The organism is Salinicola acroporae (assembly GCF_003206615.1).
Taxonomy (GTDB): domain Bacteria; phylum Pseudomonadota; class Gammaproteobacteria; order Pseudomonadales; family Halomonadaceae; genus Salinicola; species Salinicola acroporae.
Genome location: NZ_PZJW01000002.1, coordinates 344,071 through 356,583 on the forward strand (window position 1 = coordinate 344,071; position 12,513 = coordinate 356,583).

13 protein-coding genes are annotated in these 12,513 nt (G+C 64.2%); 6 read left to right on the forward strand and 7 right to left on the reverse strand.

The annotated features are described in order from the left end of the window. Positions 1 to 5: 5 nt before the first annotated feature. Entirely contained in the window at positions 6 to 1,781 is a 1,776-nt protein-coding gene (locus tag DOM54_RS02735; RefSeq protein ID WP_110714860.1) for an NADPH-dependent assimilatory sulfite reductase hemoprotein subunit, read from the reverse strand. On the opposite strand from DOM54_RS02735, the gene DOM54_RS20490 reads away from it, so the two are divergent. Further along, a complete protein-coding gene (locus tag DOM54_RS20490) occupies positions 1,780 to 1,905 on the forward strand; it encodes a hypothetical protein (protein ID WP_276309658.1) in 126 nt (41 codons plus the stop codon). The two genes, DOM54_RS02735 and DOM54_RS20490, sit on opposite strands and share 2 nt — an antisense overlap. A gap of 59 nt (positions 1,906 to 1,964) precedes the next feature. Here the strand turns inward: DOM54_RS20490 and DOM54_RS02740 are convergent, their stop codons facing one another. Then, positions 1,965 to 3,773, reverse strand: a complete 1,809-nt coding sequence (locus DOM54_RS02740; protein ID WP_240613757.1) for an assimilatory sulfite reductase (NADPH) flavoprotein subunit — start codon at positions 3,771 to 3,773, stop codon at positions 1,965 to 1,967. A gap of 208 nt (positions 3,774 to 3,981) precedes the next feature. Here DOM54_RS02740 and DOM54_RS02745 point away from each other — a divergent pair, with 208 nt between their 5' ends. Continuing rightward, the gene (locus tag DOM54_RS02745; RefSeq protein ID WP_110714862.1) at positions 3,982 to 4,671 is read left to right on the forward strand and encodes a glutathione S-transferase family protein; all 690 of its coding nucleotides are present in this window, start codon (positions 3,982 to 3,984) and stop codon (positions 4,669 to 4,671) included. A gap of 135 nt (positions 4,672 to 4,806) precedes the next feature. On the opposite strand, the gene DOM54_RS02750 is transcribed toward DOM54_RS02745, so the two are convergent. Next, positions 4,807 to 5,928 carry an NADH:flavin oxidoreductase gene (locus tag DOM54_RS02750; RefSeq protein ID WP_110714863.1) on the reverse strand — a complete coding sequence of 374 codons (1,122 nt, stop codon included), beginning with the start codon at positions 5,926 to 5,928 and terminating at the stop codon, positions 4,807 to 4,809. Between the two features lie 102 nt (positions 5,929 to 6,030). On the opposite strand from DOM54_RS02750, the gene DOM54_RS02755 reads away from it, so the two are divergent. Then, a complete protein-coding gene (locus DOM54_RS02755; protein WP_110714864.1) occupies positions 6,031 to 6,459 on the forward strand; it encodes a winged helix-turn-helix transcriptional regulator in 429 nt (142 codons plus the stop codon). A gap of 268 nt (positions 6,460 to 6,727) precedes the next feature. Here the strand turns inward: DOM54_RS02755 and DOM54_RS02760 are convergent, their stop codons facing one another. Continuing rightward, positions 6,728 to 7,252: a YgjV family protein gene (locus DOM54_RS02760; RefSeq protein WP_110714865.1), complete on the reverse strand. Its 525-nt coding sequence runs from the start codon at positions 7,250 to 7,252 to the stop codon at positions 6,728 to 6,730. A 210-nt stretch (positions 7,253 to 7,462) separates the two neighbouring features. On the opposite strand from DOM54_RS02760, the gene DOM54_RS02765 reads away from it, so the two are divergent. Continuing rightward, on the forward strand, positions 7,463 to 8,188 hold the full coding sequence (locus tag DOM54_RS02765; protein ID WP_110714866.1) for a dienelactone hydrolase family protein: 726 nt from the start codon (positions 7,463 to 7,465) through the stop codon (positions 8,186 to 8,188). Between the two features lie 90 nt (positions 8,189 to 8,278). Here the strand turns inward: DOM54_RS02765 and DOM54_RS02770 are convergent, their stop codons facing one another. Beyond that, positions 8,279 to 9,220 carry a TIGR03571 family LLM class oxidoreductase gene (locus tag DOM54_RS02770; RefSeq protein WP_110714867.1) on the reverse strand — a complete coding sequence of 314 codons (942 nt, stop codon included), beginning with the start codon at positions 9,218 to 9,220 and terminating at the stop codon, positions 8,279 to 8,281. 213 nt (positions 9,221 to 9,433) lie between these two features. Between DOM54_RS02770 and DOM54_RS02775 the strand changes: the two genes are divergently transcribed. Together DOM54_RS02775 and DOM54_RS02780 are read left to right on the forward strand one after the other, a co-directional pair. After that, positions 9,434 to 9,682 carry a GlsB/YeaQ/YmgE family stress response membrane protein gene (locus DOM54_RS02775; RefSeq protein WP_110597918.1) on the forward strand — a complete coding sequence of 83 codons (249 nt, stop codon included), beginning with the start codon at positions 9,434 to 9,436 and terminating at the stop codon, positions 9,680 to 9,682. 113 nt (positions 9,683 to 9,795) lie between these two features. After that, the gene (locus DOM54_RS02780) at positions 9,796 to 10,416 is read left to right on the forward strand and encodes a flavin reductase family protein (protein ID WP_110714868.1); all 621 of its coding nucleotides are present in this window, start codon (positions 9,796 to 9,798) and stop codon (positions 10,414 to 10,416) included. Positions 10,417 to 10,479: 63 nt separating this feature from the next. Here DOM54_RS02780 and DOM54_RS02785 read toward each other — a convergent pair whose 3' ends face one another. Next, positions 10,480 to 12,075, reverse strand: coding sequence for a sensor domain-containing diguanylate cyclase (locus DOM54_RS02785; RefSeq protein ID WP_110714869.1), 1,596 nt, complete (start codon positions 12,073 to 12,075; stop codon positions 10,480 to 10,482). A 4-nt stretch (positions 12,076 to 12,079) separates the two neighbouring features. Next, positions 12,080 to 12,508 carry a type 2 periplasmic-binding domain-containing protein gene (locus DOM54_RS02790; protein WP_110714870.1) on the reverse strand — a complete coding sequence of 143 codons (429 nt, stop codon included), beginning with the start codon at positions 12,506 to 12,508 and terminating at the stop codon, positions 12,080 to 12,082. Positions 12,509 to 12,513: the final 5 nt, after the last annotated feature.

Sequence of the window (12,513 nt, forward strand, 5' to 3'; positions counted from 1 at the left end):
TCCCTTCAAGCGCCATGAAACTCGCGCCCGGCGGTGGTCTCCTTGATCACGCCGATGCGAATCACGAAGTCTCCGAACGGTTCGTCCGCCTCGCGTTCGGCGGCGTAGCGCTGGATCAGCGGCGTCAGGGTCTCGAGGATGGTCGTTTCATCGATGTTCTCGCGGTAGAGCTTGTTGAGACGCTGGCCGCTGAAGCCACCACCGAGATAGAGGTTGTAGCGTCCCGGCGCCTTGCCGACGAAGCCGATCTCGGCGAGATAGGGTCGCGCACAGCCGTTGGGGCAGCCGGTCATGCGCACGATGATCGCGTCGTCGGCCAGCCCGGCGTCCCCCATCACGGTATCGAGCTTGTCGATCAGTGACGGCAGATAGCGCTCACTTTCCGCCATCGCCAGACCGCAGGTCGGGAAGGCCACGCAGGCCATGGCGTTACGTCGCAGCGGAGAGGTCTCCACACCCAGTCGATGCCGGTCCAGCAACGCATCGATGGCTTCACGGCGAGACGCGTCGACCTGAGTGATGATCACGTTCTGGTTGGTGGTGAGCACCAGGTCACCATCATGCTGCTCGGCGATCTCGCGCAGGCCGGTGCGCAGCTGCGGGCCGTCGGGGAAATCGGCGATACGCCCGTTCTGGACGAACAGGCCGTAGTGCCACAGGCCATCGTCGCCCTGGATCCAGCCCAGCCGATCGCCATTGTCGTCGAAGTGATAGTCCCGCGCCGGCGCCAATGCCTCACCAAGATGGCGTTCGACCTCGGCCTTGAACGCGTCCAGCCCCATCTCCTCGACCGTATATTTCAGTCGCGCACGTTTGCGATCACGGCGATTGCCGTTGTCACGCTGGACCCGCATGATCGCCTCCGCCACGGCGGGAACGGCTGCCAGCGAGCAGTATCCGATGGGATCGGAGAGTCGTGGAAAGGTCGTCGGCTCGCCGTGGGTCATGCCCATGCCGCCGCCGATACACACGGTAAAGCCGCGCAATTCGCCCGCCACCACGTCGGCGATGAAGCCGACATCATGCGCGAACAGGTCGACGTCGTTTTCCGGCGGAATCGCCAACGCCACCTTGAATTTCCGCGGCAGATAATGGCGCGTGTACAGCGGCTCCTGTGGATCGAGCGCCCCCTGGCCGCTGCCGGCCTTCGGCTCGCTGCGGTCCGGTTCGCGCTCCTGGGCGCCGCCCGCGACGCGCTCCTCGCCCAGAAAGATCTCGTGGTAGGCCCGGGTACGTGGCAGCAGGCGAGCGCTGATCTGGTGGCTCAACTCGTAGACCTGGCGATGAATGGCGGAGCGATGCGGATTGGCGGTACAGATCACGTTGCGATTGACGTCGCCGCAGGCGGCAATGGTATCCACCATCGCCTGATGGATGGTCTGCAGATGCGGGCGCAGATTCTCCTTGAGCACGCCGTGGTACTGAAAGGTCTGGCGTGTGGTGATGCGAAGCGTGCCGTTGGCGTAGCGTGAAGCCACGTCATCGAGCGTCTGCCACTGCTTGGGGGTCACCAGCCCGCCAGGCAGGCGCAGCCGTACCATGAAACTGTAGAGCGGTTCGAGTTTCTGGTGACGCCGCTCGTCGCGCAGGTCGCGGTCGTCCTGCTGGTAGAAGCCGTGAAACTTGGTCAGTTGGGTATCGTCCTCGGCGACGGCGCCGGTGGCGAGTTCTGCCAGGCTCTCCTCCAGCGTGCCGCGCAGATAGTCGCTCTCCACCTTGAGTCGCTCGTTGGGATGCAGCTCATCCAGAGGGATGTCACGCAGTTTGGCGATGATGTCCATGTCGACCTCCTTCAACTGGAACCAGGTGTCGTATCTACCGGATCGTCGTGTCGCCATCGCCGGAAGCGTGATCGCTCGACAGCGAGACCAGGCAAGCATCGGCGCTCAAGCGGAGAAGACGTGATCGTTGATGAGCAGCGATGACCGATCGTCAGCGACGAGTGGGCAAGTACAGTCGGTTTTCTAGTAGATGTCGCGCTGATAACGCTTCTCCTGCTGCAGTTGGCGCAGATAGTCGTCGGCACCGGCCTCGCCATGCCCACCCTGCTCGCGGATGACGTCGAGCAGCGCCTGATGCACGTCCGGCGCCATGAATTCGGCATCGCCACAGACGTAGACATACGCCCCCGCTTCCAGCCAGGCGTATAGCGTTTCGGCCTGTTCGCGCAGCCTGTCCTGAACGTAGACCTTGTCGGCCTGATCGCGGGAGAAGGCGACGTCTAGCCGCGTCAGCAGCCCCTGCTGTCGCCACTTGAGCCACTCCGCCTGATACAGGAAGTCGCTGCGGAAGTGCCGATCGCCGAAGAACAGCCAGTTGTCACCGCCGGAGCCACGCTCCTCGCGCTCCTGCAGGAAAGCGCGAAACGGGGCGACGCCGGTACCGGGACCGATCATGATCAGCGGCGCCTCGTCATCGTCCGGCAGCTTGAACTGCTTGTTGTGGTCGATGTAGATCGGTATCCGGTCACCGGGTTCGACCCGGTCGGCCAGATAAGTGGTCGTCACGCCGTTACGAGCCCGACCATGGGTTTCGTAACGCACCACGGCCACGGTGAGGTGCACCTCGTCCGCTGCCGCTGCCTGGCTCGAGGCGATGGAATAGAGCCGTGGCGGCAACTTGCGTAGTGCCGCGACGAACTGCGCGGCATCGATCCCCTCAACCGGAAACTGCTCGGCCACGTCGATGAGCTGGCGCCCATGAAGCCATTCACGAAGCTCGTCGCGGGCCTCTTCGCCCAACAGGCGCTGGAGCTCGGGTGCCTGGGACCACTGCGCCCACTGCTTGAGAAACGGGCGCGTCAGCGTGGTCACCTCGAAATCGGTCAGCAGCGCGTCGCGCAGCACCCGGCCCTCGTCCAGCGGGGATTCGGCGTCGAGGTTGAGCATCGCGATCAACTCGTCGACATGAGCAGGATCGTTCTGTGGCACCACGCCGACCGCATCGCCCGGCAGGTAGTCGAGGCCGGAGTCCTCGAGCGACAGCTCGAAATGCAAGGTCTGCTTGTCGGAACCGCGCCCGTTGAGCGGTTGACGGGTCAACACCTCGGCCATGAACGGGTGTTTCTTCGAATACGACGGCTGGGCCTGAGCGCCCTCCTTCGCCGCGGCGGTCGTCGCAAGGGCGGCACTGTCGAGCGGGGCGCCTTTGAGATCGCCAGCCAGCGACGCGAGCACCTCATCGATCCAGGCTTCGGCTTGCTCCTCGTAATCGACGTCGCAATCGGCGCGATCCCTGAGTCGTTCGCCACCCAGCTCGGTCAGGCGCGCGTCGAACTCCTTGCCGGTCTGGCAGAAGTGCTCGTAGCTGGCATCACCCAGCCCCAGCACGGCAAAGCGCGTCCCGGTCAGTTTCGGCGCCTTGCGGCCCATCATCAGTTCGTGAAACTCGAGCGCCGGGTCGGGCGGATCTCCATCGCCCTGGGTACTGACCACGACCAGTAGCCGCTCGGCCGCCTTCAACGTCTTCTTGCCGGCCTCCGCCATGCTGGTGAGGGTTACGTCGAAGCCCTTGGCGCGAGCGCGCTCGGCGGCCAGCTCCGCCACCGCCTCGGCATTGCCGGTCTGGCTGCCATAAAGCACGGTCAGCGCCGTGGCGGCGACCGACGACGATGGCGAATCGCCCCTCGGCGAGTCACCGGCCGACTGGGCACCCAACCCCGCCAGATAGCCACTCAACCACTGGCGCTGTGCGTCGTTCAGATCCACCAGTGCCTGCTGCACGCGCCTGGCCTGGTCGGCGCTCAACGGACTGTTGGTGTCGGTCAGTGTCATCGGCGCCACGCCTGTCCTCCCGTTGACGAAATGGCCGGAACCGTCGGTAGTGCGCCCGGACCGGAAGCGAATACCCAATGAGTGTTAGGGCAAGCGTCGACAATCAAAAAGGCTAAAACGCACTTTCGTTATTCGATGAGATCATGAGGGCTTCTCGTCGGCCGCCGATCCTCGCATACTCGGTTGTCCACCTCGCCCGGAGACAGCCATGGCTTATCGACTCTTCATCGCCAACAAGAACTACTCATCCTGGTCGATGCGGCCCTGGGTGCTGCTGCGGGCGCTGGAACTTCCGTTCGAGGAGGTCATGACCCCGTTCGAGGGTGACGGCCAGCAGAGCGCCTTCGCGACTTTCTCGCCCACCGCCAAGGTCCCCTGCCTTCACGACGAAGGCCTGGTGGTATGGGAGTCGCTGGCGATCTTGGAGTACCTGGCCGAGGCTCACCCGCGCGTGTGGCCGGTCGCCAGCGCCGCCCGGGCCTGGGCCCGCTGCGCCAGCGCCGAGATGCATGCCGGGTTTGCCGCCCTGCGCGATGAGTGTTCGATGAACTGCTCGCTGAGCATCGACCTGGGCGCGCCGAGCGCGGCGCTGGACAAGGATCTGACTCGGCTCGACACGCTGTGGCGGGAGGGTCTGGACACCTTCGGCGGACCGTGGCTCGCCGGCGACGCGTTCACCGCCGTGGACGCCATGTTCGCCCCGGTCGCGGTGCGTATTCGCGGTTACGGCATCGAACTCGGCACGGCCCCGATGGCCTATGTCGAACGTCTGCTCGCGCATCCGGCGGTAGCCGAATGGGTCGAACAGGGCATCGCCGAACCGTGGGCCGATGAGCCGCACGAAGCCGACTGCGTTCGTGGCCGGCGTATCATCGCGGATCGACGCCAACAAGCCTGAAGCCGATCCTTCGAGGGAAGACCCCGTCTACTCGAGAGCTTTCGGGGTCGGATTGAAATGATACGATCTCGCGCGCCGACCGGCTGCCGGACCACCCTGCGACGGTCCGAACCGGTTGCGGAGATCAAAGGCGGGTCAGTACAGCTCGGCCAACGCTTCCTTGGTGAAGTCGGTTAGCGATTTCTCATCGCGGGCATGCACTTTCTTCACCCACGCCGGATCGCTCAGCAAGGCGCGACCGACGGCGATCAGATCGAACTCGTCGCGCTCCATCCGGGCCACGAGCTTGTCCAGGCTGGCCGGGGTGAAACTCTCCCCGCTGAAGGCGCCCATGAAGTCGCCGGACAAACCGACCGAGCCGACACTGATCGTGGACGCCCCCGTGAGCTTCTTGGCCCAGCCGGCAAAATTCAGGCCTTCGGGCCCATCGAGTTCCGGATATTCCGGTTCCCAGAACCGCCGCTGCGAGCAGTGCAGGATATCCGCGCCGGCCTCCACGAGCGGGGACAACCAGGCCGCCATTTCATCCGGCGTATTGGCCAGGCGTACGTCGAAATCCTGCTGTTTCCATTGGCTGACGCGCAGGATGATCGGCAGATCGGGGCCAACGGCTTCGCGCACGCTCTTGACGACTTCCGCAGCAAAGCGGGAACGCTCCTTGAGCGTGGCACCGCCGTAGCGATCGCTGCGCTGATTGGTGGCCGCCCAGAAGAACTGATCGATCAGATAGCCATGGGCCGCGTGAATTTCGACCGTATCGAAACCGAGCCGCTTGGCGTCGGCGGCAGCGCGGGCATAGGCGTCAAGCGTATCGGCGACAGCCTCTTCACTCATGGCTTCGCCGCGCGGCTGACCGGGTGCGACCAGACCGGACGGGCTTTCGACCGGTACGTCCTGCACCCAGTCCGTGAGAAAACTGGCGACCGAGCCCACATGCCAGATCTGAGGCCCCATGCGGCCACCCACTTCATGCACGCCATCGATGACCTTTTGCCAACCCGCCAGCGCCTGTTCGCCATGAAAGAACGGGATGTTCGGTTCGTTGCGCGCCGCCGGCCGATCGATGGTGGTGCCCTCGGACAGGATCAGGCCGACCTCGTGCTCGGCCCGCCGACGATAATAGGCGGCCACGTTGTCCCCGGGCACGCCCGAGGGCGAAAACGACCGTGTCATCGGCGCCATGACGATACGGTTCTTGAGCGATAGCGATTTCAGTTGAAAGGGCCGAAACAGCGCGTCGACATTGGATGAGGCCATGACAATGCTCCAGATGATGATGAGTTGAGAATCGTGGTATAGGATTTATACCTGATACCCACCGGCCACTTTCAACTCACCAGGTATCCTCGAGGAAACCACATGCCCGATTCACCGTGTCCGACAGCCGCGGCCAGTTGCCCCAGCCGCGTGATTCTCGACCAGATCGCGGACAAGTGGTCCGTGCTGGTGCTGGCCGCACTGTGCCACGAACCGCTGCGCTTCAACGCGCTCAAGCGCCAGTTGGAAGGCATCACCCAGAAGGCACTGAGCCATACGCTGCGTCGATTGGAACGCAATGGTATCGTCGAACGCCGCGTGATCGCGTCGGCGCCGGTGGCCGTGGAGTACCGGATCACACCGCTTGGCCGGACGCTCAAGGCGCCTTTCCAGGCGCTGCATCAATGGACGCTGCAATACCATCACCAGGTCGAAACGGCCCGAAGGGATTACGATGCGCGCCAACAGGCGCTGGAGAGCGAACCTGACGACGTTGGCGACCGGCAGGCTATCGGCGATCGCCGCTGGTAGACGCTGCGAGGGAACCCTCCAGCGACGACGTCTTCGAGTGGCGACCGTCGGTTAGCGCATATCACCGGTTCAACCATCCCCCCTGTCAGCGCTTGCAGGGAATCGATCGGCGAAGTGACGATGTTGGTGAGCGACTCGGTGAGCGCCTGCCACACCACCTTGATCATGGCCACTTGGGCATTCCCGTCGATGGTCGTCTCGATGGGGATGTCCCGATTGATCACTCCGGTCTCGGCCTGCAGCAAAGAGAGGGTCTCGCACCGCGTTGTCAGCCTGACTCGGGCCGGCGCTTGGCGCAGTGGATTCGCCACATGGTGACAAGGTTGGTGCCCAGCGCCAGCAACTCGGCGATGAAGCCACCGATCGAACCGATGATCAGTGCGTTGGCGAGCCAGCACAGCGCCACTCCCGCCAGCAATACCCGCATCGGCAGGCCGCGCAGCAGAAACATCGCCAGGGTGCCGAAGACGGCGGCAAGCAGCGGGAAGATATCGTACCAGGAGTGCCAGGTCGCCACGGCGACCGCCACCGTCGCGATCAGCACCAGCCACATGAGCGGCTGGCGTCGCGGAAAGCGCCGTGCCAGCCAGATCCGGACGACGACCAGGCCCGACATGCCGGCCGCGACCGCCTCCCCGAACAGCAGAAAATGCACGGCGAAGGCGACATTGGCGAAGATGAGGTAGAGCAGCAGCCGATCGTCCTGGCGGCTGGCGAACGCCGCAATGATGAAGCCGAGGGCGACGAAACCGCCCAGTTGCGCGGCGATCCAGGTCGGGCTGTGTGCGTCCATGCGACTCCTGACGGCCAAGTTCGGGATGAAGGGCGAAGCGCCTAGCGTAGGCGCAATGGCTGCACGTTTCACGCCGAGACCTTCGGCTTCTCCGCTTCGTCATGTCGCGAGCCGGGTCCGCGCGGCAAAGTGTCGTTGCCCTGCTAAACTTCCTGGCTCGGGCTTCACCCTTCATCTCGACTTACAGCAACCGCCCACCAGGAGAACCCCATGTCCCAGAGCGATTCCCAGACCAACATCAAGACCGAATGGATCGAGATCACCGCCGAAGACGGCAAGACCTTCAAGGCGTACCAGGCCCTTCCACACAAGGGCAAGGGCCCCGGGATCCTGTTGATCCAGGAGATCTTCGGCGTCAATGGCCATATTCGTGGCGTTGCCGAGCAGTACGCCATGGATGGCTATACCGTGATCGCACCGGACATGTTCTGGCGCGACGAGCCGGGCGTGGAACTCGGCTACGACGGTGACGACTGGAAAGCGGCGGTAGCCCACAAGCAGGCGCTGGACTACCCCACGGCGATCAGCGATCTCCGTGCCGCGATCAAGGCGCTGCGCGCGAGCCCCACCTGCGACGGCCCGGTCGCCTCGGTCGGCTACTGCATGGGCGGCGTGCTCTCCTACCTCTGCGGCCTGGATGCCGGCGTCGATGCGTCGATCTGCTACTACGCCGGCGGGGTGACCGAATACCTGCCGCGTGCCGACGAGCTCAAGGTCCCGGCCCAGTTCCACTTCGGCGCCGAGGATGACCACATCCCGCTGGAACACGTCGAACAGACACGCCAGGCCTTCGCCGGCAACACGGATATCGAGGTCCACCTCTACGGCGGTGCGGAACACGGCTTCAACTGTTGGTCGCGGGCCAGCTACAACCAGCATGCGTCCGCGCTGGCCCATGGCCGCACGCTGACGTTCCTGGCCAGCCACACCGAGTAGGGCCGCACCCGGAACGTGGCGAGCGTTCCGGCGCGACGCTTGAACGGTTGGGGGCTGATGAGCCAAGGCCGATATATCAGGGCCGATGCATCAGGGCCGATGAAAACGCGGCAGGACGTGAGCGGCCAGTTCCTCGATGACGGCGTCGGTCGACCGCTCATCGAGACCTACATTCAGCGCCACGTGGTGCACGCCCATCCCTTTGAGTGCGTCCAAGACCTCGACGAGGGCATCACGGCCGGCACGATAGCCCAGGTCGATCGGCGTCGCCGGCGCGCCCGGATCGGCGTCGAGCTCGAGACGCATCGCCTCGCCGAATCCGCGGAATTCGCCGGGCACGCTCTGCTCTACCGCCGCCCGCCACATCCGGTAACGATCGAGCTGCTGGGCCGGTTCACGATGATAGGTCATCCAGCCGATCGCGTGGCGGGCGATCCAGTTGACGCTCTGGCCACCCGAACCGACCGCCAGTAGCGGCACGGGCTCCGGTGGCTGCGGCCGCAGCTGGAATTCCGGAGAATCCGCCTCGCGGCGGTCGGGGACGACTCGCTGCGGCGAGCCCAGCGCTTCTGCCACGACTTGCCAGTGATCCGCGAACAACCGCCGCCGCTCGGCGACGTCCTCGCCGAAGGCGGCAAACTCGGGCGGCCGATCGCCGGACCCCAATCCCAGGATGAAGCGACCTTCCGAAAGCGTGGCAACCGATGCCGCCGCCTTGGCGATATGCAGGGGATGCCGCAGCGTGAGCACGATGGCGCCACTGATCAGTGCGGCCCGGCTCGTTTCCACCGCCAACGCCCCCAGCCAGCTCCACGGATCCAGATGGCCAACCGGGTCGGGATAGTCGCGGCTGTTGAGCGGCACGTCTCGAATCCACAGCGCGCGAAATCCAGCAGCGTCGGCGAGTCTGGCCAAGCGCCGCTGTTCGACGACGTCGACCATCGCCTGGCCGCGCCGCATCAGCGGCAGCGTCAATCCGATCGACAACCGATCCGGCTCCCACACCCGCCGAGCGATCGCCTGTCCAAGCATGATTCCCTCCTTCCCCACCGATTGACACTTGCAGACGCATCTCACGGGGGCGACTGCTGCACCATGATGCCCGGAATCCGAGCGCAGGACATGATGATAGCCGCGATCTTCGCTTGTCGTTTCACCGTACTACGACTAGGTTCCGAGAAGGCATGTCAGGACGGCATGCCACTGGCATGAAAGACTTACCATGAATCAACAGGGATAGACGCCATGGGAATTATTGCGTGGATCATCTTCGGCCTGATCGCCGGAGCCATTGCCAAACTGATCATGCCGGGCAAGGATCCGGGTGGTTTCATCGTTACCATCATTCTCGGGATTCTGGGCGCGGTCGTCGGCGGCTGGATCGGTACCGCACTCGGTTTCGGTGACGTCTCCGGTTTCAACTTCGGCAGTTTCGTGATCGCCGTGATCGGCGCGATCGTGTTGCTCGGCATCTATCGTATCGTGCGCAAGTGACCGACCTGCGCCCGTGAAACCGAACTCCGATCGGTGGCGTTCGTCGCCATCGACCGTCGATTGCCCAGACTCGCCCCCCTCAATGACAGCCTACTCTCAGTAAAAGACGTCCGATGCCTACCGATGCTCACTTCTACGAACCCAGCCGTGGCCATGGCCTGCCGCACGATCCGTTCAACGCCATCGTCGGCCCCCGACCCATCGGCTGGATCTCCTCCCGCAGCGCCGCGGGCCATCTGAATCTCGCCCCGTACAGCTTCTTCAACGGCTTCAACTACACGCCGCCGATCGTCGGCTTCGCCAGCGTCGGTTACAAGGACAGCGTGCGCAATATCGAGGCGACCGGCGAATTCTGCTGGCAACTGGCGACTCGTGCGTTGGCGGAGCCAATGAACGCCAGCTGCGCGGCGGTGGAACCCGAGGTGGATGAATTCGAACTCGCCGGGCTGACGCCGGCCGCGTCGCGCGTGGTGAGCGTCCCGCATGTGAAGGAGGCCCAGGTCGTGTTCGAGTGCCGCCTGACCCAGACGCTGCAGCTACAGTCCGCCGCCGGCGACAAGCTGGAAACCTGGATGGTATTGGGTGAGGTGGTCGGCGTGCATATCGATCCGACACTACTCGAAGATGGCGTCTACCAGACCGCCGCCGCCCGGCCGATCCTGCGTGGCGGCGGTCCGGCGGACTATTTCGAGATCAGCCAGGACCAGAACTTCAAGATGTACCGGCCGAACTGACGGGCGGAGGCCAAGGGGAATGTAGTGAATCCCGGCAGTTGGTGATTCTGGCCCGAGGACGAATCAGGATTGGGTGACGGGCTCGTAGAACCGCCAGGTATTGCGGCCGGCACGCTTGGCGGCATACATCGCGATGTCGGAGAACCGGACTGCCTGCTCGGCATCCTCGGTATCCAGCCCCACCATGGCGATACCGATACTGACTCCGATCACGATTTCGATATCGCCCTCCACCTCGAACGGTTTCCGGAGGCGGTCGAGAAAACGCTCCAGCACGACCTCGACGTCACTGCGCTGGTCGCACCCTTCCAGCAGCACGACGAACTCGTCGCCTCCCAGGCGGGCGACGTAGTCACGTTGACGCATCAGCCCGGCCAGAATGCCGCCGACATGGCACAGTGCGCGGTCGCCGACCTGATGACCGTAGCTATCGTTGATCTGCTTGAAATGATCGAAATCCAGCGTGATCAGCGCATGGCAGCGCTCCGGATACAGACGATGATGACGCGCCATCACTGCCAGGCGGTGGTCGAAGCCCCGACGGTTGCCCAAGCCGGTCAAGGGGTCGGTCATCGCCATTTTCTCGGCGGCGTCCGCGGCTTTCTTGCGCTCGGTAACGTCGTGCGCCACCCCTTGCAGCCGCCCCGTCTCGAGCGAGCTCAGGATCAAGCTGAACCAGCGCTGCTGCTCGCCGCTGTCCAGCGCCACTTCCCACTGGCGCTCGTACCCGCCGGCCTCGTCGTCGACGGCAAAAACGTGCGTGGCACTGTCGCCATCGCCGACCAGCGAGGCAAAAGCGACCGGGTGGCGTTCCAGATCGGTGCCGGTCGCCATGTCGAACAGCCGCCGGAACGCGGGGTTGGCCGAGCGGACGAAGCCGGCGCTGTCGAGCTCGAAGATCCCCGCTTCCACGTTGTCGAAGATTGCCCGATAGCGGCGCTCCTCGACCTCGCGCTCGAGCCGTAGCCGCCGCTCCTCGCCCAGACTCTGGACCAAGTTGTCGATCATGGCGTTGACGCTGATGACAAGTTGGCCGATCTCGTCGTCCTTGTTGCCGCGCGGTGCCTGCAACTGCTGTCCGGTCTCCGCCTCCAGCTCGCTCAGCCGATGCGAGAGACCGGTGATCGGCCGGGTGACGAACCGCACCACCACCAGCACGACACAGAGCCCGATGCCGACCAACTGCAGCAGCAAGGCTCCGCCGATGAAAGTCGAGGCCTGCGACACGAGCTTGTCGATAAAGGCCTGGTCGGGCGCCACCGTGATCCGGCAGACCGACGTCCCCGGTTCGAACGGTGAGAAGACGTCTCGGACGACACTGGGCGCCGGCTCCCCTTCCGGATCGACGCGACCGCTGGCAAGCGTCGTGCCGTCGCTGGCGTCGATGCTCACGGCGCTGACGATATTGTTGCTGAGCAGGCCATCCGTCACCTCCTGCGCCAGATGCCGGTCGCCCAGGAAGCAGCCGATCTGCGCGGTTCGCTCCACCGTCGTCAGCAGTTCCTGAATCCGTGACTGCTGCTCCCGCTGAACGCTCTCCGCCCGCAGATAGACCGCCAGGGCGAGGAACACGACGCCCAACAGCGTGACGATCAGCAGGATGATCGCGGTCGTACGCAGCGCTAGCCGAGTGTGCAGCAGCAACAACAGGCGAGACATGCGATCACTCGCTCAACATCAACACGACGTGCATGTCGTCGGATACCTGGGCGCCATCGACGTAGCTCAAGGCATTCATGTTCTGGGTCACCAACTGGTGCACGTCATCGATGGTGGCGATCTGCTGCGGCGGCGATGCCTCGCCGGAAAACACCAGCCTGGCCCAGTAGGAGTTGATCTCCGCCAGATTCTTGTTGACCAGCGCCCGGTAGAAACGGGCCTTGAGCGTGGTGGAATCCACGGGCAGCGCAACGTTGCCGGTGGGAAGCTTGCGGTAGCGTCCCATGAAGATATTGACCACGTCGCTCTGGGTCAGCCGATCGATACCGCTGCCGGCATTGACCACCACCGCGATGTCGGCGCTGACGGGAACGGCAACGACCAGGGTGGCGGAGAAGGTGGAGGCGATGAGAAGCCTTTGGACTCGGTTCATGGACA